Here is a 23,048-nt window from a genome sequence, read left to right as displayed (position 1 = left end):
ACAGGTAAAAAAATTGTAAAGAGAAGTTCTGTTTTAATTAATTTAAAATCAATGTTTTGTAAAATAAAATCAATGAAAGGCGTTTGTTTTCGGATTAATTTTTGCTTAACTTTTACAAATCAAACACACAACATTTACTATGTCAAATACTTTTTCCAAAATCAGAAACGCGATAGATTTATTTAGATCAATAGATTTTGATCAGTTGAGTGCCATTTCTCAAAAAGTTGACCTTCCAAAACTGATGCAAAACTTCTCCAAACTCGATGACAAACAGCTTGGAGGTTTAATGAAAATGCTCGATCCAAATAAAAAGAAAAAAGAGCTTCCGCCCATTGACGGTGATTTCTACGATATTTATCACACTTTAAGCCCCGAACAAAGGGAAATTCAATTAAAAGTAAGGGCTTTCATGGAAAAAGAAGTGAAGCCTTTGGTGAATCATTATTGGCTTCGTGACGAATTTCCTTTCGAACTAATTCCAAAATTTCAAAAATTAGATATTTGCGGTGTCACCTACGAAGGTTTCGGATGTCCCGGAATGCCTTTTTTAATGGAAGGTGTTCTGGCAATGGAAATGGCTCGTGTTGATGCTTCGATCGCTACATTTTTTGGTGTACAATCCGGCTTGTCAATGGGTTCAATTTACATTTGCGGTTCGGAAGAACAAAAACAAAAATGGCTTCCGCAAATGCAGAAATTTGAAAAAATCGGAGCATTTGGATTAACGGAACCTGAAGTCGGTTCCGGAGCAGCAGGAGGTCTAACAGTAACTTGCAAAAAAACGCCGGAAGGCTGGATTTTAAATGGTCAGAAAAAATGGATCGGAAATGCAACCTTTGCCGATTTAGTTATTATTTGGGCAAGAGATTTAGATGATGGAGAAGTAAAAGGTTTTATTGTTGAAAAAGATAATCCGGGTTATTCTGTTGAGAAAATTAAAGGAAAAATGGCGTTGAGAATTGTTCAAAACGGTTTAATTACTTTAAAAGACTGTTTGGTAACCGAAGAAAACAGACTACAAAACGCCAATTCTTTCAAAGATACAGCAAAAGTTTTGCAAATGACCAGAGCCGGAGTGGCTTGGATGGCAACGGGTTGCGCGAGAGGAGCGTATGAAAGCGCATTAGACTATACGAGAAAGAGAGAACAGTTTGGAAAACCAATCGCTTCATTTCAGATGATTCAAGGACATTTGGTGGAAATGTTGTCGAATTTAACGGCGATGCAAACGATGGTTTTCAGACTTTCCGAGATGCAGGATGAAGGAATTTTAAAAGACGAACATGCTTCTTTAGCTAAAGTTTTCTGTACGCTAAGAACAAGGGATATTGTTTCCAGAGCACGAGAAGTGATGGGAGGAAACGGAATTTTGCTTGAATATGACGTTGCCAGATTTGTCGCTGACGCAGAAGCCATTTATTCTTATGAAGGTACAAAAGAAATCAATTCCCTGATTGTCGGAAGATCGATTACGGGATTCAGCGCATTTGTATAAGATGTGAATGGTCAATTGGGAATTTTGCTCCGCAAGTGAATTTTTAAAATTGACAAGCAAAGCGAATTCACAATTGACCATTGACTTTTCTAGCTTACTAAGGCTTTATATTTTTCTTTGTTATCAATAATCATCCAAAGATTAATCAGGAAAAGGACTCCGGCGATTGACATTCCCATTGTGGATTTGTCCATTGTAAAGACATGAACGACAATTCCCACCATTACGGGTAAAATGACGATTGCTCCTAAAGCTCGTGTTTTTGGGAAAATAAATAATAATCCGCCAACAATTTCAACAATCCCGACTAAAGGCATCAGCCAATGAATTTCTCCAAACGCAGCAAAAAGTTTCATTTGCTCGGGGGTTGGCTTTTCCATCGGCATATAGTTAAAGAATTTGTTTAATCCGGCATTGATAAACATGAGTCCGAAAAGTAAGGATAGGATAAATTTTACAATTTTCATGATTGATATTTTAATCAAATTTAAATAAAAATCTAATTCATTGTTTAAAAATCAAATAAAATTTAAAATTATTGAAATGTTTCTATTGTTTATTGCTGATTTGTCATTACTCATGAATTAGTCCATCTCTTCCAGCGTAATATTTTTCGAAATTTTATATTTCTTTTTCTTTTTATGCGGTTTTTCTTCTTCACCGAGCAGTTTTCCCCAAGGTTGTAAACCTTCGACTCTTTCAAAAATAATTTTTAAAATTGCAATTGCCGGAATACACAAAAACATTCCTGCAATTCCCCAAAGGTGCTCTCCGATAATGATTCCGAGGAAAGAAAACAGGGCATTGATTTTTACTTTTGAACCTACGACAAATGGTAAAACGATATTTCCGTCCACAATATGAACGCCGATGTAGCCGATGAGTACATAAATACAAGTCGATGGAGTAGTCGTCGCAAAGGCAATGAAACATGAAATTAAAAGGGCGATACAAATTCCCAGATATGGAATTACATTTAATAAACCCGTTAAAACTCCTAGAAGAATTGCATATTTCACGCCTAAAATTGTTAGTAAAGTTGAAGTAAAAATAGAGACAATAACCACTTGTAAACACAATCCGAAAATATATTTTTTGGTCATGATTCTCACTTCATTAACTACTTCCTGAACACTAGCTTTATGTTTTTCATTAAAAACCGTTACAATGAAATTATTTAAAATCCTTCTGTAATTTAAGATGAAAATGAAAAACAAAATAAAGAAAACAAAAAAGCCAAGTCCTGTTGAAAAAATTCCAAAAGTGAATCCTAAAATAACTCCTGATGAGGAAAGGAGTTTGTTCAAGCCTTGATCCAGATAATCCAATTGTTCATCGATTTTTACATGAAAAGTTTTAGAAACCCATTCCTGAAGATCATTGAAAACCTTTGTGAATTGTTCTCTCAAATGCGGAATATCTTTACTGAAATCGGAAAGTTGTGATCCAAAGAAATAAATTAGTCCCGTTAAAATTGTCAGCATTATCAAAACGGAAGTAATCGTAGATAAAGATCTTGTGAATCTTAATCTTTTTTCCAGAAAAGTAGCAACCGGCAAAAAAAGCATCGCCATGAGAAATGCTAAAAAGAAAGGTGCTAAAATACTTTCACCCAGTGCCAGAAGATATCCAAGACCGATGATTGAGATGACAACAAGGGTGAGTTTTACTAAAAAAGGAAGTCGAATAAAGTTCATAATTTCAAAATCTGCTGGATAAAAGTAAGAAAAAACCGCCAGTTTAACGAATTTATTCACCTTTTGGATCAATTTAAATGAATCAAAAACACGTCCCAAAAATCTGGGACGTGTCTTCTTTTATTGAGAATGTTGATATGTTATGAATTATTTTTCAATCGCAATTTCTATAACTTCTTCCATTTTATTGACGTAGTGTACTTTTAGATTTTTTAAATAATCTTTTTTAATTTCTTCCACATCTTTTCTGTTGGCTTCACAAAGAATTACTTCTTTTACACCTGCTCTTGTTGCAGCAAGTAATTTTTCCTTAATTCCACCTACTGGAAGCACTTTTCCTCTTAATGTAATCTCGCCTGTCATAGCAAGGTGAGGTCTTACTTTTTTATTTTTAAACGAGGAAACCATCGATGTCAGCATCGCAATTCCCGCAGAAGGACCATCCTTTGGTGTTGCTCCTTCCGGAACGTGAACGTGAATGTTTTTCTTCTCGATATCTTCCTGAGAAATGCCTAGTTCATCGTGTTTGGCTTTAATATATTCCAAAGCAATCGTTGCAGATTCTTTCATGACTGTTCCTAAATTTCCGGTCATAGTTAAAGCTCCTTTTCCACTGCTTAAAATGCTTTCAATGAATAAGATATCTCCGCCAACGCTTGTCCATGCAAGTCCTGTTACAACTCCCGGAACATCAGTTAATTCAGATAGACTTTTCGGTCTAGGAACACCTAAGATTTCATCCACTTTTTCAAGAGAAATTTTAGTGTCGTATTCTTTTACCAAAGCAGTTTGTAAAGCTACCCAACGTGCAATCGAAGCGATTCTTTTTTCTAAAGTTCTTACCCCGCTTTCGGATGTGTGAGCTTCTATAATATGTTTTAATTCAGCATTTCCAAGTTTAAATGATTTTGAATCCAAACCATTTTCTTCTTGCTGTTTTTTTATTAAATGTCTTTTCGCAATCTCGATTTTTTCCTCCAGAGTATAACCTGCAATTTGGATGATTTCCATTCTATCCAACAACGGCGTCTGAATGGTTGATAATGAGTTGGCTGTCGCGATAAACATCACTTTAGACAGATCATAACCCATTTCTAAGAAATTATCGTAAAAAGATTTATTTTGTTCAGGATCAAGAACTTCTAAAAGTGCGGAGCTTGGATCCCCGTGCATTCCTTTCCCAACTTTATCGATTTCGTCCAACACTATCACCGGGTTCGAAGTTCCGGATTTTTTGATAGATTGAAGAATTCTTCCTGCCATTGCACCAATGTATGTTTTTCGGTGACCACGAATTTCACTTTCATCATGAAGCCCTCCCAAGGAAACACGAACATATTTTCTATTCAAAGCATCGGCAACCGATTTTCCAAGCGAAGTTTTACCAACTCCCGGAGGTCCCACCAACAATAAAATAGGAGATTTCATGTTGTTTTTTAATTTTAAAACAGCCATGTGCTCCAAAATTCTTTTCTTGATATCTTCTAAACCGAAATGCGCTTTATCTAAGATTTTTTGTGCTTTTTCAATATCAAAAGTATCTTTGGTAAACGTATCCCATGGAAGATCTGTGAAAAAATCTAAATAATTTCTCTGAACATTATAATCCGGTGAGTTTGGGTTTTGGCGCTGTAATCTTCCGATTTCCTTTTGGAAATGCTCTTCAACTTCATTGCTCCAAGTTTTCTTTCTTGCTTTTGCAATTAAATCTTCCACATCACTTTCAGGACCGCCTCCCAATTCTTCCTGAATGGTTCTAATTTGTTGATTTAGAAAGTATTCCCTCTGTTGCTTATCAAGATCCTTCGATGTTTTTTGATGAATCTGATTCCTCAATTCCAGTTTTCTGAAATCTTCGTGCATCATTTCATAACATTTGTTGGCTCTTTCCATTAAATTTTTCTCTTCAAGCAGTTTTTGCTTTTCAATAGAGGAAAAATTAGCGTTTGTACAGATGAAATTTAATAAATCATCATTATTATTGATGTTTTTGATCGCAAAATTAGCCGCATTCGGAATGTTTGGATCCAGCTCGATGATTTTTAAAGCTAAATCTTTTACATTTTCCAATAATGCTTCATATTCTTCCTTATTCTTTGGTTTTCCGTCTTTTAGCTTTGTAATTTCAGCTTTGAAGTAAGGTTGCGTTTCAACGATTTTTTTTACTTTAAATCTGTGAAAACCTTTGGTTATCGCTGTAATATTGCCTTCAGGAAGTTTTATAATCTTAATGATTTTTGCCAAAGTACCAATTTGATATAAATCTTTTTCGGCAGGTTGCTCCAAATCTGAATTTTTCTGGCTTACAATACCGATAAAATCTCCGTTTTTCTGAGCTTCTTCAAGGAGTTGTATCGATGTTTTTCTGCCTGCTGTAATAGGAATTACCACATTAGGGAACATTACCATATTTCTTACAGGAAGTATAGGGAATATCTTTTGCTCGGAATTTTGTTCAGTTTCCGCAAGGTCTGCAAGGTTGATTTCTTCAGCCACAATGTCAAATCCGTCACTTATCATTTCCTCCAGGCTCATATCTTCAAATTCTGTCATAATTAATCGAATGACAAATTGTCATTTTCGTTTTAAATCGTTAACGTGAAATTTCATAATATGCCTTGAAAATCTACAACATATTATGTAAATCTAAATGTCACAAGACTTATGCCATTTGTTTTTTAGTAAAAAATACGGTCAAAATTTCCTTTTTTCAATAAATTAAATTTTAAAAATTAAAATAAAGAACTAGGATTTCCGTAATTTCTTAAAAATGTGTATTTTCGCAAACTGATAAAAAACTATAATTTATATAATGGCAATTTTAGGATCAATTAGGAGTAGACCTTGGCTTTTGATGGGAGTAATTGCATTGGCGCTTTTGGCGTTCCTTGTAAACCCGGATAGTATCGAAAAGGTTTTTGGTAAAAATCCTGATGTTTTAGGAAAAGTGAATGGTGATAAAATTACCCGTGAAGAGTTTAACGATCAACTTTTCGTGTTACAGCAACAGGCTGATCAGCAAGGTCAACCGAAGACTGGTCTTGAAGAGCAGGCTTGGCAATTGCTTGTACAATCGAAACTGATTAAGCAACAATTCGAGAAAATGGGCTTCGAAATGACAGATGATTATTTCTGGAATCAAATCCAGTACGATCAGATGTTTGCTCAACAAAAGCAATTTTTCGATGAAAAAGGTAATTTTAAGACTCAGGAGCTAAAAAAACAAATCGAAGACATGAAGGCAACAAGCCCTGAAGGTTATAATCAATGGATGAAAACCAGAAAATCAATCGAGTACAGATTGATGGCAAGACAGGTGTTTGCAAATGTTTCTCAAGGTATTACTACAGGTAAAAAAGAAGCAGAAGAATTAATGAAACAAAGAGATCAGTTAGCTGATATCGATTTCGTTAAAATAGATTATGCTGCTTACCTTCAAAAAAATAACATCAAAGTTACGACTGAAGATTTAGCTAATTATATTAAGCAACACCCAATTATGTTCAAAGCTGAAGAGAGCAGAAATTTAGGTATTGTTTATTTCCCTTCTCAGCCAAGTCCTGCGGATGATGCAGCGGCTCAGAAAGAAATTAATAAATTGTTCTCAGCAGGAACGGATGCTAGTGGAGGAACTGAAAACTTCCAGAATACAAAGAACGACTCTATGTTCGTAATGGCTAATTCTGATATGCCTTTCAATCCTCAATATTTGAAGCCTGAACAATTGCCACAAACAATCAAAGGTCAGATTGCTACTGCTGCAATTGGACAGACTTTTGGACCATACAAAGAGCAAAACTTCTATGTGGTTTCTAAACTTTTGAACAAAAAGACTTCAGATTCTACATTGTCTAGACATATTCTTATTGCTTTCAAAGGAAGTCCTGCAGGAGAGGGTGTTACAAGATCTAAAGAACAGGCTAAGAAATTGGCAGATTCTATCGGAGCTATTGTAAAAGCTAATCCTGGTAAATTCACAGAATTCCTTAAATTATCTAACGATCCAAACTCTGCTGCACAAGGAGGTAGCCTTGGATGGACAACTCCTGAAACGCCTTTTGTTCCTGAATTCTTAACGTATTTGGCGAACAATCCTAAAGGTGCAACGGGTGTTGTAGAAACTCAGTTCGGTTATCATATCATCAATATTGAAGATAAGAAACCTGGAGCAATGGCTTACAAAGTAGCAAACTTGGTAAAAGCTGTTAAGCCTTCTGATGCTACAGAAGCTGAAACTGATAAGAAAGCAAGAAGATTCATCCAACAAGTTCAAGGAAAATCTTTCAACGATTTTGTAAATATTGCTAAAAAAGGAAACTTCCAATTCTCTAATCCAAAACAAGCTAAAAGATTCGACGGACAGCTTCAAGGTTTAGGAACTGAAAAAGATGGTGATATCTTGACTTGGGCTTTCGATAAGAAGAGAGAAAAGGGAGATACAGAATTCTTTACTGTTGACGGAACTGGAGATAAAATTGTTGTTTACTTAAATGGTAAACAAGAAAAAGGAACTGCAGATCCAGAATCTGTAAGAGATCAAATCGAAGTTGTTGTTAAAAACAAATTGGCTGCAAAACAAATTTCTGAGAAAATTGGTAAAGCAGGAAGCTTAGATCAAATTGCTAAGCAGTTTGCTACAACAAAACAATCTGCGCAGGTTAACTTGCTAAGCCCATCAGTAAACGGTTCTATGGAGCCTAAAGTTGCAGGTGCTGCATTCGGAGTTGCAAAAGGAAAACTTTCTAACCCGATTGAAGGTGGAACAGGGGTTTATGTTTTAATTAAAAAGAACGAAACAATCAACAAGCAACCTGGAGATGCTAAGCAATTCACAGAGTCTATCACTCAGAGAAATGCAGGTATGTTCGGACAGGCTTGGTTAAAGAGCTTGCAGGACAATGCTAAGATCGACGATTACAGAATCGAGATCTGGAATAAGCTAGTTTCTCAGCAACAATAATAAATAAATTATCATACAGATAAAAAGCGGCAAAGTTTTTGCCGCTTTTTTTGTGTGTAACGCAGAGCATTAAAGAAAAACATTAATTTAAATGTAGTATATTTGCTCATTAGAAAAAATTTAGCAAGTGAAGTTCAGTAAAGAATTAAAAGCTGGTGTGATCGCACTTCTAGCCATTGTTGGCTTCGTAGTGTTGTTTCAATTTATGAAGGGCAGAAGCCTTTTTACTACCGATAATATATTTTACGCAAAATATGACAATGTTGAGGGATTAGCACAGTCGTCACCCGTTTCTATTAATGGTCTGAAGGTTGGGCAAGTTGATAAGATCATTCCGCGTACAGCAAAAGATGGCAAAATCGATTTCCTGGTAAAAATTACGGTTGATAACAATTTTGAATTTTCGAAAAATTCAACATTGGAGATTTTTGAACCGAGCTTAATGGGCGGGAAAGAAATGAGAATCAACCTAATGTATGGCGGACAGACTGCAAAAGACGGAGATACTCTAAGAGGTGCTTTCAAATTGGGAACTCTGGGAAGTCTTTCTTCTCAGGTAGGTCCTGTAAAAGATCAGTTGCAGGTTGTTTTACACAGAGTAGATTCTTTAATGACCAATGCGAATCAGCTTGTAGATGCTCAGAATAGACAGGAAATTAAAGCATTATTATCTAATCTAAACAAAACGGTTGCTGCTTTACAAACAACGGCAGGAAGTGTAAATTCTTTGGTAGGTCACAACGATCCTAAGCTTCAAAAAGTTCTGGATGATGCAAGTGTAACAATGCAGAGCGGTAAAGTTACTTTAGACAAATACGGAAATTTAGCGGAAAGCATTGATACTAAAAAATTGAATGCGACTATTGCAAATTTAGATGCAACAGTGGGCCAGTTAAATAACGTTGTATCCGGAATAGACAGAGGCGAAGGAAGCTTAGGTAAGATTATGAAAGATGACCAGCTGTATAATAACCTTAATGCTGCATCAACCAACTTAAATGCTCTGATTGAAGATTTAAAAGCACATCCGAAAAAGTATGTTAACTTCTCGGTATTTGGAAAGAATAACAAAGACTAAACTAATAAACCATGCAATATATCGATAATATTATTTTTCTGATTTTATTGGTTGCGGGGTTTTGGCTGTTTGCAAAAAGCCTGCAGAAGATATATAGAAACATCAGATTAGGAAGAGAAATCAACCGAAGCGACAGAAAAAAAGAGCGTTGGGAAACCATGGCAACTGTTGCGATGGGGCAAAGTAAAATGGGTAAACGTCCTGTTGCGGCAATTTTACACCTTTTTGTCTACGTTGGTTTTGTCATTATTAATATTGAATTAATTGAGATTATCGTTGACGGAATTTTTGGGACTCACAGATTTTTAGCAACAATTTTCGGAGAAACTTTTTATGGGTTTTTCACGGCAACTTTAGAAGTTTTAGCACTTTTGGTAGTGATCGGAGTTGTAACTTTCTTCATTCGTAGAAATTTTTACGGAGTGAAAAGGTTGAATATGAAAGAACTTTTCGGCTGGCCAAAAGAAGATGCTAACTGGATTTTAATAATCGAATTTGCCTTAATGATGGCTTTCTTCACAATGAATTCCTCAGATTTCATTTTACAGTCAAGAAATGTTGAGGGATTTCATCATTTGGGATCTTTCCCGATCAGTGAAATGATTTTCGTTCCTTTTTTGGAAATTTTCAGTTTTGAAAACGGATTTTTAGTTTTTACTGAAAGAGCAGCTTGGTGGTTTCACTTTGTTGGAATTCTGTTCTTCATGAATTATTTGTATTATTCTAAACATTTACATATCATTTTAGCTTTCCCAAGTACTTGGTATGCGAATTTGGATAAAAAAGGAAAATTCAACAATCTTGAATCTGTAACGAAAGAAATAAAATTGATGATGGATCCGAATGCCGATCCTTACGCTGCTCCAGCAGAAGGAAGTGAAGCAGACGTTCCTTCGAAATTCGGAGCAGAAGATGTGTTTGATTTAAATCAGGTTCAATTATTAAATGCCTATTCTTGTACAGAATGTGGTCGTTGTACTTCGGTTTGCCCTGCGAATATTACAGGGAAAAAATTATCTCCAAGAGCAATTTTAATGAAAACCAGAGACCGTTTGGAAGAAGTTGGAAGAAATATCGATAAAAACGGTAAGTTTGAAGACGACGGGAAAAAACTTTTGAACGATTATATTACAAAAGAAGAGCTTTGGGCTTGTACGACTTGTAACGCTTGTACAGAAGCTTGTCCGGTATTGTTGGATCCGCTATCTATCATTTTCGAAATGAGAAGATTCTTGGTGATGGAGCAATCTGCGGCACCCCAGGAATTGAATCTGATGATGACGAATGTAGAAAATAACGCTGCTCCATGGCAGTATAACCAAGCAGATCGTTTGAACTGGGCGAATGATTAAACATCTGTAAAAATTTCTTTAAAATTTAATTCTTAAGCTTTTTACTGTTCCCTAAAAGGTATTGAGCAAAAAATTCATAATTAAAAAATTGAATTTAAGATGAAAAAAATATTATTCATAATAGTAATCTTAATTTCAGGTTTCGCAGTCGCACAATCTGCAGATCAGAAGAAGATTTTAAATGATACCGGATCTTTTCTGGAGATGTTTCGGAAGAAAGACTACGAAGGTATTATCAACATGATTCACCCTGTTGTTGTACAAAAATTCAATAAACAGAGTTTAATTGGAGGTTATAAAGCTGCAATGGAAGGAAATGAGGCTTACAAAGTTGAGCTTAAAAATTCAGACGAAAACGCAATAAAAGTTTCGGATATTTTTAAATCAAATGAAACTCAATATGCATTTGCAACTTATCCAATTACGACGATCGTTACTTTTATGAATGAAAAATTGGATGAGCCTAAACAAAATGCAGTGAAAGCAACGTTGGAAGGCAAAGGAATGAAAGTAAAATTTATCAATGACAATACGATGGAAATGAGTAAGCCAAGTATGGTCGTTGCTTTAAAAGATAAATCTACCGGCAATGAATGGAAGTATCTGAATTATGATGAATCTAACATGATGCTTCTTTTTGTAGTACCAGACGATGCCATGAAAAATGCAAAGCAGTACTACGCCGATTTTTTAACTAAACAACAAGAAAATGCAAATTAAAACAATGGCAGAATATGCTGCCGAAGGAAAATCACCGGAAGTTTTGTTTTGGGTTGGTTGTGCGGGAAGTTTCGACGACCGTGCCAAAAAAATTACAAAAGCATTTTGCAAAATATTAAATAAAATAGGAGTAGAATTTGCTGTTCTAGGACAAGAAGAGAGCTGCACCGGAGATCCTGCAAAACGTGCCGGAAACGAATTTATTTTCCAGATGATGGCAATGACGAACATTGAAGTTCTGAATGCTTATGAAGTAAAAAAAATCGTAACGGCTTGTCCACACTGCTTCAACACCCTTAAAAATGAATATCCTAATCTTGGTGGAAACTATGAGGTTATTCATCATACACAATTCCTTAAAAAATTAATGGAAGAGGGACGTTTAAAGATCGAAGGAGGTGCTTTCAGTGGTAAGAAGATTACTTTCCACGATCCTTGTTATTTAGGACGTGCAAACGACGAATATGAAGCTCCAAGAGTTTTGCTTGAAAAACTCGATGCGGAGTTGGTTGAAATGAAACGTTGTAAGACCAACGGACTTTGTTGTGGAGCAGGAGGTGCACAAATGTTTAAAGAGCCTGAAAAAGGTAAAAAAGACATCAACATCGAAAGAACTGAAGAAGCTCTTTCTTTTGAGCCAAAAATTATTGCAACGGGATGTCCTTTCTGTAATACGATGATGACAGATGGTGTGAAACATTTTAATAAAAATGAAGAAGTTGCCGTAAAAGATATTGTAGAACTTCTTGCTGAAGCGGAAGATTTATAATTAATCTTAAATTTAACGAACAGATTGATATTTCCATGAAAACAAAATGGAGGATTTCCTTTTTTTCATTTTAATTGTAATCTCTGGTCTAAGTTTTTGGAATTACAATAATAGAGTTTATGATTGGGATATGCCGGGTTACATCGGATGTTTATATACATTGAAATTTCCCGATTCTCCGGATAAAGTTCGGACATTTACTTACAGATCGATCAAGGAGGATGCTCCGGAATCACATTATAAAGATATACTTGGTGTAAAACCTGTCGACAAAGCACGACAGGTTTTTGCTAGTAATACTAAGGCTTTTAGTGAACAAATTCCTTATTTCCAGATTAAACTTGGTTATAATTTAGCCATTTTAATCATGTATGAATTAGGATTTTCAGCTGCAATGTCAGTTTCTTTTCTTAGTATCTTTTCCTACTTTATCTCAGGATTTCTTATTTTTTTAATTCTAAAAATTATTTTTCCTGAAAATTATTTGCTTACAAGTGGAATAACTATTGGAGTAATGCTTTTGCCTCCAATGACTGATATGTCCAGAGTGGCAACTCCGGATATGTTTATTTTTCAGTTTTTGCTGGTTTTTATGATCGGTTTGCTTAAAAAATGGAATAAATGGATCATGTTTTTAATTCTCTTTGGAATCACATTTACGAGACCTGATTATGCACCTTTCACATTAAGCTACCTATGTGCAGTTTTAGTTTTTGAATATTTTAAATATAAAAGGATTGATTTCAATATTATTATTCAGGGAATTGTACTTTTCATTTTATATTTTTCTATTATGAAACTTTGCCATTATCCAGGCTGGAAAAATCTGTTTTATGACTCTTTTATTTTTAGAAGACCGATTATTTCTGCTCAGCCTGCCGATTTTGGGTTAAGAGAATATTTAGATATTCTTTATATAAAAATTATTTATTTTAAAAGGGTAACTGTAATATCTGTAGGGCTTTTACTGGGAATATTTTATCTATCAAAAAATTGGTGGATAAGAATTTGTGCGATTTTCATTTTTGCAAATGTTTATGTAAAATTTTTATTTTTCCCGCATTCATCAGGATTAAGATTCTTTTTTGGATTTATCATGTGCCTTTTGTTACTATTTTTATATGTATTAAGCCAAAAGTATAATGGTTTTAAACTCAGGAAAATTGCGTAATTTTGATCTTTAAATTTATCTGAAATGAAAATTGAAGAATCAAATATAGTAGAAGCAAACGATTATAGAGTCATTATATATCCTGCATCGAGACCTTTAGAAACTAAAGAAGCAAAGGCAATTACAGAGAAATTGTTTGATTTCCTTGCGACTTGGGCTGCGCATGGAAAACCGCTTTCCTCATCTTTCAAAATTGAGAAAAATCAATTTATCGTCATTTGTGTGGATGAAGAGAAGGAAATGGCTTCAGGGTGCAGTATTGATGCACTTGGAAAGATCATGAGAGAGATTGACGAGCAATATCAATTGGGATTATTTGACAGGATGAAAGCGAGTTATGTAGAAAACGGAGAAGTAAAGACATTAAAACTTATCGATTTCAAGACAAAAGTTAGAAATGGTGAAATTTCTAAAGATATTCAGGTTTTTGACTTTTCAAAAAATACCTATATGGAATTTATAGGAAATTTCCTTTTGCCTTTTGAAAGAAGTTGGGCGGCTGGAATTAAATAAAATTTAGATTAAAAATCAATAAATAAAAAGTGGAATTGCTCCACTTTTTTGCTTTACAGTATATTTGTGAAAAATCCTTGAATAAAGGATTTTTACTTAAAATTTTTCTTTTAAATAATGTCTAAAATTCTTTTTTTAACAACAGCTCACCGATACAATGATGATAGGATCTTTTATCATCAAGCGAAAGCACTCAGAGATATGGGAAACCAAGTGAAGATTTGTAGTTTATCTTCAGATTTTCAAGGTGTTGTTGATGGAATTGAAATTGAATCTTATGATATTTTAATTAAAAGCTCTGAAGAGAAAACGAAAACTTTTCAAAAGATTTGCGATTCTTTTCAGCCGGATTGTATCATTTGTTCTGAGCCTTTGGCTGTAATTTCAACTAAAAAAATTAAGAAGAAAAAAAAAGTTAGTATTATTTACGATGTCACGGAATGGTATCCATCGATGAGAATGATTGAAAATTTTTCTTTTCCGTTAAATATTTTTCATGCTTTTAAATTTTTCCTGATTCAATTGTATGCGGGATTGATTAGCACTCATTATATTTTTGGAGAAAAAACGAAAAAATTTCCTTTAGCGTATTTGTTTCCTTTTAAAGAATCTATCACTTCTCCATATTATCCGGATGATATCTATATTCATCAAAATATCAAAATATTAGAAACGAATAAAATTACGCTTTGTTATACGGGTCAGTTTTCCGAAGAAAAAGGAATCGGAAATTTTTTCGCTGCGATTGATTTTTTAAAGAAAAAGAAACCTGAACTTGAGATTTCTATTTTATTAATAGGTGGTTCTAGACGAGAAAAGGATGAGAAATATTTTTCTGAATTAGTTGAAAAATATCAGTTTGAAAATATTAAAATTGGCAAAGCAACATCATTCGAAACCTTTACAGAGGCTTATTCCGAAGCAGATATCTGTTTTGATCTTCGTGAATTGAACTATGAAAATCATCATTGTCTACCGATAAAAATATTTTACTACGCCGCATCCGGAAAACCTGTAATTTATACAGATTTGAAGGCTACAAGACAACAAGTTGATGTTTCAAAATTCGGAAACTTAGTTGATCCTCAAAATGCAGATGCAATTGCGAATATTATTTTAAAATATATCGAAAATCCTGAATTATATTCAAATCACGCTCAGAATGCCAGAACTGAATATGAAAAGAAATACAACTGGAATGTAATTCGAGATTCTTTCACAAACTTCATCAAAAAATCGATTACATAAGATGAAGCAAAAAACTATTTTGAAAACCTTTGTTTCCCGATTTTTGATTTTAATATTGAATTTCGGATTGGTCATTTACTCCACAAATATGTGGGGAAGTGAAGGAAAAGGTACGATTTCGATAGTGATTGCCGATCTTACGATCATCAGTTTTTTTGCGAATATTTTCGTGGGAAGCAGTATGAGTTATTTCGCTTCAAAGTTTAAAACGGAGGAAATTTTACCGTTTGCATATTTGTGGTCGATTTTGATTGGAATTTTGATTCCCATTATCTTCAGTTTTAATCATGCTTTAGAATATTCTACTTATTTAAGTGCACTTTCTGTTTTATCCTCACTTTTGGCTGCAAATGTAAATTTATTTGTTGGTCAACAGAATATCAAAATGTTCAATTTATACACTGTTTTACAACAAATTGTTCATATTGTTTTCATTGCAATTATTGTCTATCTTATTAAAATTACTTCGGTAAATGCCTATTTTATGGCTCAAATCAGTTGTTTTAGTCTTTTGTTTTTAGTGAGTACTTTTCAGGTTTTGAAGCATTGTAATTTTAAAAATATTTCGTTTTCTAAGGAAATTTGGAGTAAATTATTTGACTATGGTTGGAAGACCCAATTGAGTGCCTTTCTCCAGTTTTTAAATAACAGATTATCATTTTATTTTCTTGAATATTTTAAGGGAATTGTAAGCGTTGGTGTTTTTTCTGTCGGAATAGCTTTTTCTGAAGCAATCTGGACCGTGAGCCGAAGCCTTTCTGTAGTGCTTTACGCCGATGTTTTGAATAATAAAAATGCAAACGAAGCCATTGAGAAAGTTAAGATTTCTTTACGCATAAGTTTTTTAATTACTTTATTGTTTATTACTCTCATGCTTCTGATTCCGGCTCAGATTTATTCGATGATCTTTGGGAAAGATTTTAGCCAAACTAAAGAAATTGTTTTATTTCTTTCCCCCGGAATTTTAGCCATTGCAGTGAGTAATATTATCGGATATTATTTTGCAGGAATCAATAAGCTCAGAATTTTGAATATGAAATCACTTATCGGACTTGTATTCACGGTTATTTCATCATTTTTTATCATTCCAAGATGGGGAATTCGGGGTGCTTGTGTGATTACTTCAATTTCTTACTGCCTTTCATCAGGACTTTTATTCTGGAGATTTTATCAGATTACTGAATTTAGAATTCAGGATTATATCCTTTCTAAAAGTGAAATTAATTTACTTTTAAATAAAGTTTTAAAGAAAAAATAAGGTTATAAAATTAAAATAAGTTTTTATCTTTGTTGACAATGAGGAATATTGTTTTCGGATTATTGGTAATTTTTTGTGCGTTTCTAAGTTGTGGAAGCGATAATGACGATTTGCAGAAAATAGATCAGATCTTAAATATTTACATGAAAAATGGAGCTGGGCGCGATCTTTTTCATAAAAAGAAAGATAATAGCTATTTTACATACAGTTTGAATGACGTAAATGGCGTTGCAGATAATGCTCCGGTAAGCGCTTCTTTAAAGGCCACTGCTGATTCCACTCTTTATATGGAATATATTGCAGGGGCAAGAAGAATAGGAGTAGATACACTTGATCCGAGTAATAAAATTTATCGTTCTGATATTGAAGTATCTTTAGTCAAGAGATTGAATGATCAGATTTTAGATACAATAAATGATAAATTAAGAATAGAATATCGAATGACTCCGTCGGTTTTTGAAGTCTCAAAAGTGTATTATAATGATACGTTGAGATTTACAAAACAGCCTGGTTCCTCGAACGTTGTTACGATCGTAAAATAATTTTTCTAAATTTGCAAAACTGTTGACATTCTGGTGCTCAACATTCTAATAACTAACATCTAAATAAAATGTTACAAGTCAATTTTTTGCGCGACAATAAAGAGCGCGTTTTAGAAGGTCTTCAAAAAAGACAATTTAAGAATCTTGGGTTGGTAGACGAGGCTATTGCTACTGACGACGAAAGAAAAAAAATTCAGTTTGAACTAGATTCCCAACTTTCCGAAAGCAACAAAATTTCCAAGGAAATCGGACTTTTAATGAAAGAAGGAAAAAAAGAAGAAGCTGAATCTGCAAAATCTAAAACAGCACAATTTAAAGAGTCGATATCAGAATTGAAGTCTCAATTAGATGTAAAAGAAAAAGATTTGCTGGAAATTCTTTATCAACTGCCAAACATCCCGAATGAATTGGTGAAAAATGGTGCTTCTGCAGATGATAACGAAATTATTTTTCAGTCTCATGAAGTGGAAGGTCTTGGGGAAGGGGCGATTCCTCACTGGGAATTGGCGAAGAAATATAATCTTATCGATTTCGAATTAGGTGTGAAAATTGCCGGAGCAGGTTTTCCTGTTTATTTGAATAAAGGAGCAAGATTGCAGAGAGCTTTGGTTCAGTATTTCTTGGATAAAAACGTTGAAAAAGGATATATGGAAGTAAATCCACCTCACGTTATCAATGAAGCTTCTGGTTATGGAACGGGTCAATTGCCTGATAAAGAGGGACAAATGTATTATGTGACGGAAGACAAATTATATTTAATTCCAACGGCGGAAGTTCCTGTGACGAATCTTTATCGTGATGTTTTATTCGATGAGAAAGATTTACCAATCAAAAATACGGCGTTTTCTCAGTGTTATAGAAGAGAAGCGGGAAGTTATGGCGCTCATGTAAGGGGTTTGAACCGTCTTCATCAATTCGAGAAGGTAGAAATTGTAAGAATTGAGAAACCTGAAAATTCTTACGCTGTTTTGGAAGAAATGGTTGAACACATTAAGGAAATTCTGACCGATCTTGAGCTACCTTACAGAGTTTTAAGACTTTGTGGTGGAGATACTGGTTTTGCTTCCGCAATGACTTATGATTTTGAAGTTTGGAGCGCAGCTCAGGAAATGTGGCTTGAAGTAAGCTCTGTTTCGAATTTTGAGACTTTCCAGGCGAATAGATTGAAGTGTCGTTACAAAGCTGATGGCAAATCTCAATTGGTGCACACTTTGAATGGTTCTGCAATGGCTTTACCGAGAATTATGGCTGCCTTGCTTGAGAATAACCAAACTGCGGAAGGAATCAAGCTTCCAAAGAAAATCGCGGAATATGCGAGATTTGATATAATTAATTAAGATTAAACTTAATATAAATGAAAAACCACTGCTTTTTTGCGGTGGTTTTTGTTTTTAATATTTTTTCTTCCACAGATTTTTGCAAAGTGGTGGATCAATAGGAGCGGGCTTTAGCCCGCTTTCAAAATAAATGCTCTAAGTTTGGTTTTAACCAAAACTTAAAAATATTATCTCGCAGATTTGAGCAGATTACGCAGATTTATACGCAATCATCTGTGAAAATTTGAGAAATCTGCGGTAAAATTTAAAATCATTCCGTAACAATCAGAATCTGCTTATCTGCATTAATAAAAGGCTTTTTAATCGGGCTTTCATTCAGCAAATCATCTAAATCATATTCTATTTTTACCGTATAGTCATCAATTTGCGAAACCCAGTCATGTTTTCCTGTGATTGATTTTATTTTTTTTTCGAATTTTAAAGTTGTCTCAACTTTTTTAAACAAAAGCTTTACCGTGCCTAAAGAAATTTTAGCATCAGGATTAGAATATCCTTTACCCAAAAGGTTTTTTACACCATCAATATTTAGGTTTTCGGTGGCTATGGTTAATGTTTTTCCGTCCCAGGAATTCATTGCCATCTGATCAACGGGAAGTTTTTCCTCTTTGGAAAAGCGTGTTAAAAATTTATAATCGGCTTTTGTGAAATGATCCAGTTTCATGGAAAAATTAGTGATCTGCTTATCCTGAAAAGTAGATTTTACAAACACTTTTTTCATGACCCTAATAGAATCGGGATTTTTAGTTTTTAAATTTCCTTTTTTCTTTTCTATTTTATAAAAACTTGTCCATTTTTGAGGAACTTTTTCAAGATCGCCCATTTCCGGTTGGTTGCTCTTTAATGAATCAGGAGTCATGGATTTAATAGTTGCCATTGCCTCTTTCAAATCAACATCAGCCAAAGTGGTAGAAGCACCGTCTGTATGATAGGTAACCTCAGTATTTACGGTGCAAGACTGTATAATGAAAAGATTTAAAATCAATAAAAATAAAATCTTTTTCATGGTATTCGTTTTGGTTTAGTGACAATTTACTTTGCTGTGATCGTGCGTACTGTGATCTCCCGGCAAATGACAATCTCCCTGATTGTCTTTGGAAATAGTCATTGCTTCGGCTCTTGGCGAAATGTAAGGAATTCCCAGTTCCAATCCTCTTACAATAAATAATCCTCCTAAAATAATCATGACAACAGGAATCACTTTCAGAACTTTCACTCTAAAAGCTTGATTCATGAGATTTCCAACCAAAACTACCGCAAACATAAACGGAAGTGTTCCCAAACCAAATAAAGCCATGTATGAAGCTCCCTGCCATATTCCTCCGCTTGCTAAACTTGCCGTTAATGCCATGTAAACCATTCCGCAAGGTAAAAATCCGTTCAATATTCCGGTTGTGAACCTTGAACGGTAATCTGCCTTTTGGAGAATTCTTCCTAAGTTTGATTTTACTTTAAATAAAAATTTAGAAAAGAAAGGAATTTTTGAAGCAAAATCTTTTCCTCCAAATGAGAAGAGTGCCATTATAATTAATAAAATTCCAACAGCAATCGTCAGATATTTCTGAATTCCAGCCATTTCAAAACCTTCGCCAATAATTCCTAAAATTGCTCCCAAAAGTGAATAGGTGAAAATTCTCCCAAATTGATAGGTAAGATTTTGAAGGTAAAAATTGGTAGCCTGCTTTTTAGTTAATCCCATCGACAAAGCAATAGGTCCGCACATTCCGATACAGTGAAAACCGGAAGCGAAACCCAAGCCAATTGCCGATAAAATAAGTGCTATTTCCATATCACATCATAATCCATTCTGTAGTCTGTTTTGTCTTTAGTCCAAGTCAGTCTCAATGTATAATTTCCCAGTTTTAAAACCTGGGCAGGAATTGTGAAAGATTTATTGGCATCAAGCTGTACAGATTTGTGTATATCTAAATTCTGGTCGTCGGTTCTGTTTAAAACAAATTTTACCGTAGTATTGGAATTGTCGTAGCCTTCTTTCGGGAAAGTAATTTTAATTCCGTTTTTGTCCTGACTGTAAGCGGGTTTTTCCTGCAATTCGTCGGCTCTTTTTTTAGCATCAATTACATCCTGGTATTTTAATTCTTCTTCATAATAATTATCAGTTACCATTTCAGAGTTTTTCTGCCCGTTCGGGAAAAGAAACATCATCGATAAAATAAAAATGATGAACGAAGCTAAAGCGATAAAAATACCGTGCCCCCAAGTAAAGTTTTTCATTTCTAAAAATTAAAATTGTAATTTAAAAGGTCCTTCAAAATAAGTTTGGTAAGAATCTACCAGCTTTCCTTTCATATCATAAACACCGATTGTAATGTTCTGTTTTGAAAGTTTCATTTCCGCTTCCGGGAAACTTATATTGATGGTTCCTTTCGTTATTTTATCTCTTTCTACAGATATTTTGCTGGATGCACTGTAGATCACCTCACCATGTTTTGGTTCAATTACCTTGATGGTTACAATTTTCTTATCGTTAGTTTTATTTAAGAAAGTATAATTGTAGGTATTGGTAATTTTTCCGTCTCTTACAAAGAATGTGCTTCCGGCAGGTTTAATAAACTTAGCTTCCATTTCTCCACGATTATAAAGCAGGAATCCAAGGAAACCAACTAAAAATACCAGAACAACGGCAAAACCTTTCATTCTTCCGGTAAATTTGAAATCTGTTTCTTTTTCGATTTCGTTTTCAGAAGCGTAACGAATCAATCCTTTTGGCAGACCAACTTTTTCCATGACTTCATCACAAGCATCTATACAAGCGGTACAGTTAATACATTCCAATTGCTGTCCGTCCCTGATATCGATTCCTGTCGGACAAACCACAACACATTGGTGACAATCGATGCAATCTCCTTTTCCGGCTGCTTTTCTGTCTTCACCTTTTCTCCATTTCGCTCTGTTTTCACCTCTTTTAAAATCGTAGAAAACATTGATGGTGTCTTTATCAATTAAAACGCCCTGCAATCTTCCGTATGGACAAACCAATGTACAAACCTGCTCTCTAAACCACGCAAATACAAAGTAAAATGCAGCAGTAAAAAGAACCATGATGATAAAATTCGAAGGGTGAGCAAATGGACCTTCCGAAATAATTCTGAAAATTTCTTTGTACCCAACGATATACATCAGCATAAAGTGAGTGATAACTAAAGAAATTATAATATAAATTGTCCATTTCAGACTTCGTTTCCAGATTTTTTCGCTGTTCCATTCCTGTCTGTCCAGCTTCATTTGCTTGTTTCTGTTACCTTCAATAAGATATTCAATTTTACGGAAGATAGATTCCATAAAAATTGTCTGAGGACATATCCACCCGCAGAAAATTCTTCCGAATGCAATCGTAAAAATGATGATAAATATTAATGATGCAATAGCTCCTAAAGTAAGGATAAAAAAGTCTTGTGGATAGAAAGGCTGTCCGAAGATAAAGAACTCTCTATCGATAACGTTGAATAAAAAGAATGGGTTGCCATTGATCTTGATGAATGGCACTACAAAATAAACGATGAGTAAAATATAGGCTACAATAGTTCTATAGTTGGTATATTTTCCTTTTGGCTTTCTCGGAAATACCCATTTTCTTTTTCCGGATTGCTCCATTGTCCCTATAGAATCTCTGTAAGTCTCAGGATCCAGAACCTGTCCCTGTCCGCCGCGTACTTCTATTTCTTCTATGTCTGACATTTTAGTAATGTTTTAAAAAAAGAAAAACATAATTCGTTACTATTTTTTAATGTAATAACAAATTATGTTTTTTCATATGTTTTAATTTTTATTTAAAATTATTCTTTTTCCCAATGAGCTTCAGTTCCCTGAGGAGCTGCTCCACCCTGAGCCGGTGTCACTGGAGGTTGTTCTTGGTTGATGTGGTAAACATACGCTGCAATTTTTTCAATTTCAGCACCAGAAACTTCTCCGTTTTTACCGAATGGTCTCATCGCCGGGTTAGTTGGTGAACCGTTCCAGTCCATGTGGAATACGTTCTTGAATAACGTTTTCTCTGGCTGGTTGATCCAGTAGTTATCCGTCAAGTTAGGACCGATACCACCACTACCATCTTCTTTGTGGCAAGAAGCACAGTTTGTTTTGAATAATTCTTTACCTTCTGCGATATTATCAGCTGAATATTTAGCTGTTTCAATCGTTACAGGAGGCTGAGATTTCTGATATTCTTCAATACTTGCCAACTGCTCCTTATATTCTTGTTCGTATTCGCTTAACGGGTGAGCGAAATTTGTGAAAGAGAATGCACAGATATATACAATACAAAAAGCAGTCCCAAAATAGAATAAACCTACCCACCATTTTGGTAATTGGTTATCCAACTCCATGATTCCGTCGAAACCATGGTCGATAAGGATATCTTTTTCTTCTGCTGCAGATTGTTTTTTAAACGCTGCGTCGTATAATCTTTTAAAATAAGGAACTTTTTTCTCTGCTAAATAAGCTGCTTTTTCTTCAGGAGATAATTTTTTGAATTTGTTATTCTCAATTAAATCTCCAATTGCACTGTGGATGTATGCTAAAATACCTCCGATTACTACAGTTCCCCAGAAATATGGTGATCCCAAGAAAGCGTAGCTTTGTACAAACAGATAATAAAAAACTATTAAAAGTCCAACTATTATCAAGATGTTTATAACAACCGGTGTTCTTTGTTTCATAATAAGTAGTTTAATTTTTTAAATTAAAATCGTCATCATTGTCATCCTGCAGAGGTGCTTCTTCTTCTTCTTTGTAATATTTTTTAGGTTTACTAAAAACGTAGATTACCAAAGCGATGAAGAACAGCATAAAGAATATCAGAGCCAAGGTCTGGTAAAAGCCAGCGTTTTCTGTGTTGGATAAGATGTCTTTAAAGTTCTGAGGTATCATGATGTGAACCTTTTAATG

Annotated in this window: 21 protein-coding genes; 12 read left to right on the top strand and 9 right to left on the bottom strand. The window is 34.4% G+C overall.

Annotated elements, in window-relative coordinates; genetic code table 11:
* Window positions 1-139: 139 nt before the first annotated feature.
* Window positions 140-1,498, top strand: a complete 1,359-nt coding sequence (locus ACKX2A_RS10405) for an acyl-CoA dehydrogenase family protein (protein WP_415324398.1) — start codon at window positions 140-142, stop codon at window positions 1,496-1,498.
* A gap of 89 nt (window positions 1,499-1,587) precedes the next feature.
* Here the strand turns inward: ACKX2A_RS10405 and ACKX2A_RS10400 are convergent, their stop codons facing one another.
* The 3 genes from ACKX2A_RS10400 to lon form a co-directional block, all read right to left on the bottom strand.
* The gene (locus tag ACKX2A_RS10400) at window positions 1,588-1,965 is read right to left on the bottom strand and encodes a DoxX family protein (protein ID WP_415324396.1); all 378 of its coding nucleotides are present in this window, start codon (window positions 1,963-1,965) and stop codon (window positions 1,588-1,590) included.
* A 117-nt stretch (window positions 1,966-2,082) separates the two neighbouring features.
* On the bottom strand, window positions 2,083-3,255 hold the full coding sequence (locus ACKX2A_RS10395; RefSeq protein ID WP_415324395.1) for an AI-2E family transporter: 1,173 nt from the start codon (window positions 3,253-3,255) through the stop codon (window positions 2,083-2,085).
* Window positions 3,256-3,342: 87 nt separating this feature from the next.
* Window positions 3,343-5,748, bottom strand: a complete 2,406-nt coding sequence (lon, locus tag ACKX2A_RS10390) for an endopeptidase La (protein WP_415324393.1) — start codon at window positions 5,746-5,748, stop codon at window positions 3,343-3,345.
* 259 nt (window positions 5,749-6,007) lie between these two features.
* On the opposite strand from lon, the gene ACKX2A_RS10385 reads away from it, so the two are divergent.
* From ACKX2A_RS10385 to serS, 11 genes are all read left to right on the top strand, one after another.
* Window positions 6,008-8,155 carry a peptidylprolyl isomerase gene (locus tag ACKX2A_RS10385; protein WP_415324392.1) on the top strand — a complete coding sequence of 716 codons (2,148 nt, stop codon included), beginning with the start codon at window positions 6,008-6,010 and terminating at the stop codon, window positions 8,153-8,155.
* Window positions 8,156-8,282: 127 nt separating this feature from the next.
* Window positions 8,283-9,233 carry an MlaD family protein gene (locus ACKX2A_RS10380; RefSeq protein ID WP_415324390.1) on the top strand — a complete coding sequence of 317 codons (951 nt, stop codon included), beginning with the start codon at window positions 8,283-8,285 and terminating at the stop codon, window positions 9,231-9,233.
* Between the two features lie 11 nt (window positions 9,234-9,244).
* Window positions 9,245-10,585, top strand: coding sequence for a 4Fe-4S dicluster domain-containing protein (locus tag ACKX2A_RS10375; protein WP_415324388.1), 1,341 nt, complete (start codon window positions 9,245-9,247; stop codon window positions 10,583-10,585).
* A 99-nt stretch (window positions 10,586-10,684) separates the two neighbouring features.
* Window positions 10,685-11,305, top strand: a complete 621-nt coding sequence (locus tag ACKX2A_RS10370; protein WP_415324386.1) for a hypothetical protein — start codon at window positions 10,685-10,687, stop codon at window positions 11,303-11,305.
* Window positions 11,295-12,074 (top strand): (Fe-S)-binding protein, encoded by a 780-nt coding sequence (locus tag ACKX2A_RS10365; protein ID WP_415324385.1) that lies wholly within the window; start codon window positions 11,295-11,297, stop codon window positions 12,072-12,074. The genes ACKX2A_RS10370 and ACKX2A_RS10365 overlap by 11 nt, the downstream gene beginning before the upstream one ends.
* 46 nt (window positions 12,075-12,120) lie before the next feature.
* On the top strand, window positions 12,121-13,245 hold the full coding sequence (locus ACKX2A_RS10360) for a hypothetical protein (RefSeq protein ID WP_415324383.1): 1,125 nt from the start codon (window positions 12,121-12,123) through the stop codon (window positions 13,243-13,245).
* A 24-nt stretch (window positions 13,246-13,269) separates the two neighbouring features.
* Window positions 13,270-13,758: a hypothetical protein gene (locus tag ACKX2A_RS10355; protein ID WP_415324381.1), complete on the top strand. Its 489-nt coding sequence runs from the start codon at window positions 13,270-13,272 to the stop codon at window positions 13,756-13,758.
* Between the two features lie 117 nt (window positions 13,759-13,875).
* Window positions 13,876-15,006: a glycosyltransferase gene (locus tag ACKX2A_RS10350; protein ID WP_415324379.1), complete on the top strand. Its 1,131-nt coding sequence runs from the start codon at window positions 13,876-13,878 to the stop codon at window positions 15,004-15,006.
* A 1-nt stretch (window position 15,007) separates the two neighbouring features.
* A complete protein-coding gene (locus ACKX2A_RS10345; RefSeq protein WP_415324378.1) occupies window positions 15,008-16,264 on the top strand; it encodes a polysaccharide biosynthesis C-terminal domain-containing protein in 1,257 nt (418 codons plus the stop codon).
* Between the two features lie 38 nt (window positions 16,265-16,302).
* Window positions 16,303-16,806, top strand: a complete 504-nt coding sequence (locus ACKX2A_RS10340; protein WP_415324376.1) for a hypothetical protein — start codon at window positions 16,303-16,305, stop codon at window positions 16,804-16,806.
* Window positions 16,807-16,874: 68 nt separating this feature from the next.
* A complete protein-coding gene (serS, locus tag ACKX2A_RS10335; RefSeq protein WP_415324375.1) occupies window positions 16,875-18,143 on the top strand; it encodes a serine--tRNA ligase in 1,269 nt (422 codons plus the stop codon).
* 250 nt (window positions 18,144-18,393) lie between these two features.
* Here the strand turns inward: serS and ACKX2A_RS10330 are convergent, their stop codons facing one another.
* The 6 genes from ACKX2A_RS10330 to ACKX2A_RS10305 all read right to left on the bottom strand — a co-directional run bounded on the left by ACKX2A_RS10330 (window position 18,394) and on the right by ACKX2A_RS10305 (window position 23,030).
* Complete coding sequence (locus ACKX2A_RS10330; RefSeq protein WP_415324373.1) at window positions 18,394-19,146, bottom strand: hypothetical protein; 753 nt, start codon at window positions 19,144-19,146, stop codon at window positions 18,394-18,396.
* Window positions 19,147-19,161: 15 nt separating this feature from the next.
* Window positions 19,162-19,929, bottom strand: coding sequence for a sulfite exporter TauE/SafE family protein (locus ACKX2A_RS10325; protein WP_415324371.1), 768 nt, complete (start codon window positions 19,927-19,929; stop codon window positions 19,162-19,164).
* Window positions 19,920-20,375 carry a FixH family protein gene (locus ACKX2A_RS10320; RefSeq protein ID WP_415324369.1) on the bottom strand — a complete coding sequence of 152 codons (456 nt, stop codon included), beginning with the start codon at window positions 20,373-20,375 and terminating at the stop codon, window positions 19,920-19,922. The genes ACKX2A_RS10325 and ACKX2A_RS10320 overlap by 10 nt, the downstream gene beginning before the upstream one ends.
* 9 nt (window positions 20,376-20,384) lie before the next feature.
* Window positions 20,385-21,839 (bottom strand): cytochrome c oxidase accessory protein CcoG, encoded by a 1,455-nt coding sequence (ccoG, locus tag ACKX2A_RS10315; protein WP_415324367.1) that lies wholly within the window; start codon window positions 21,837-21,839, stop codon window positions 20,385-20,387.
* Between the two features lie 98 nt (window positions 21,840-21,937).
* Window positions 21,938-22,819, bottom strand: coding sequence for a cbb3-type cytochrome c oxidase N-terminal domain-containing protein (locus tag ACKX2A_RS10310; RefSeq protein WP_415324366.1), 882 nt, complete (start codon window positions 22,817-22,819; stop codon window positions 21,938-21,940).
* Window positions 22,820-22,829: 10 nt separating this feature from the next.
* Entirely contained in the window at window positions 22,830-23,030 is a 201-nt protein-coding gene (locus ACKX2A_RS10305; protein ID WP_076393748.1) for a cbb3-type cytochrome oxidase subunit 3, read from the bottom strand.
* Between the last annotated feature and the right edge of the window lie 18 nt (window positions 23,031-23,048).

The sequence above is a fragment of the Chryseobacterium sp. MMS23-Vi53 genome (assembly GCF_047651245.1).
Classification (GTDB): domain Bacteria; phylum Bacteroidota; class Bacteroidia; order Flavobacteriales; family Weeksellaceae; genus Chryseobacterium.
Note: the sequence above shows the minus strand (reverse complement) of the source record. Positions and strands in the feature narration are given on the sequence as shown.

Bases quoted from the DNA above. Each gene is read 5' to 3' on its own strand.
- ACKX2A_RS10405 (WP_415324398.1), top strand. From the start codon at position 140: ATGTCAAATACTTTTTCCAAAATCAGAAACGCGATAGATTTATTTAGA.
- ACKX2A_RS10400 (WP_415324396.1), bottom strand. From the start codon at position 1,965: ATGAAAATTGTAAAATTTATCCTATCCTTACTTTTCGGACTCATGTTT.
- lon (WP_415324393.1), bottom strand. From the start codon at position 5,748: ATGACAGAATTTGAAGATATGAGCCTGGAGGAAATGATAAGTGACGGA.
- ACKX2A_RS10385 (WP_415324392.1), top strand. From the start codon at position 6,008: ATGGCAATTTTAGGATCAATTAGGAGTAGACCTTGGCTTTTGATGGGA.
- ACKX2A_RS10375 (WP_415324388.1), top strand. From the start codon at position 9,245: ATGCAATATATCGATAATATTATTTTTCTGATTTTATTGGTTGCGGGG.
- ACKX2A_RS10370 (WP_415324386.1), top strand. From the start codon at position 10,685: ATGAAAAAAATATTATTCATAATAGTAATCTTAATTTCAGGTTTCGCA.
- ACKX2A_RS10365 (WP_415324385.1), top strand. From the start codon at position 11,295: ATGCAAATTAAAACAATGGCAGAATATGCTGCCGAAGGAAAATCACCG.
- ACKX2A_RS10360 (WP_415324383.1), top strand. From the start codon at position 12,121: ATGGAGGATTTCCTTTTTTTCATTTTAATTGTAATCTCTGGTCTAAGT.
- ACKX2A_RS10355 (WP_415324381.1), top strand. From the start codon at position 13,270: ATGAAAATTGAAGAATCAAATATAGTAGAAGCAAACGATTATAGAGTC.
- ACKX2A_RS10350 (WP_415324379.1), top strand. From the start codon at position 13,876: ATGTCTAAAATTCTTTTTTTAACAACAGCTCACCGATACAATGATGAT.
- ACKX2A_RS10345 (WP_415324378.1), top strand. From the start codon at position 15,008: ATGAAGCAAAAAACTATTTTGAAAACCTTTGTTTCCCGATTTTTGATT.
- ACKX2A_RS10340 (WP_415324376.1), top strand. From the start codon at position 16,303: ATGAGGAATATTGTTTTCGGATTATTGGTAATTTTTTGTGCGTTTCTA.
- serS (WP_415324375.1), top strand. From the start codon at position 16,875: ATGTTACAAGTCAATTTTTTGCGCGACAATAAAGAGCGCGTTTTAGAA.
- ACKX2A_RS10330 (WP_415324373.1), bottom strand. From the start codon at position 19,146: ATGAAAAAGATTTTATTTTTATTGATTTTAAATCTTTTCATTATACAG.
- ACKX2A_RS10325 (WP_415324371.1), bottom strand. From the start codon at position 19,929: ATGGAAATAGCACTTATTTTATCGGCAATTGGCTTGGGTTTCGCTTCC.
- ACKX2A_RS10320 (WP_415324369.1), bottom strand. From the start codon at position 20,375: ATGAAAAACTTTACTTGGGGGCACGGTATTTTTATCGCTTTAGCTTCG.
- ccoG (WP_415324367.1), bottom strand. From the start codon at position 21,839: ATGTCAGACATAGAAGAAATAGAAGTACGCGGCGGACAGGGACAGGTT.
- ACKX2A_RS10310 (WP_415324366.1), bottom strand. From the start codon at position 22,819: ATGAAACAAAGAACACCGGTTGTTATAAACATCTTGATAATAGTTGGA.
- ACKX2A_RS10305 (WP_076393748.1), bottom strand. From the start codon at position 23,030: ATGATACCTCAGAACTTTAAAGACATCTTATCCAACACAGAAAACGCT.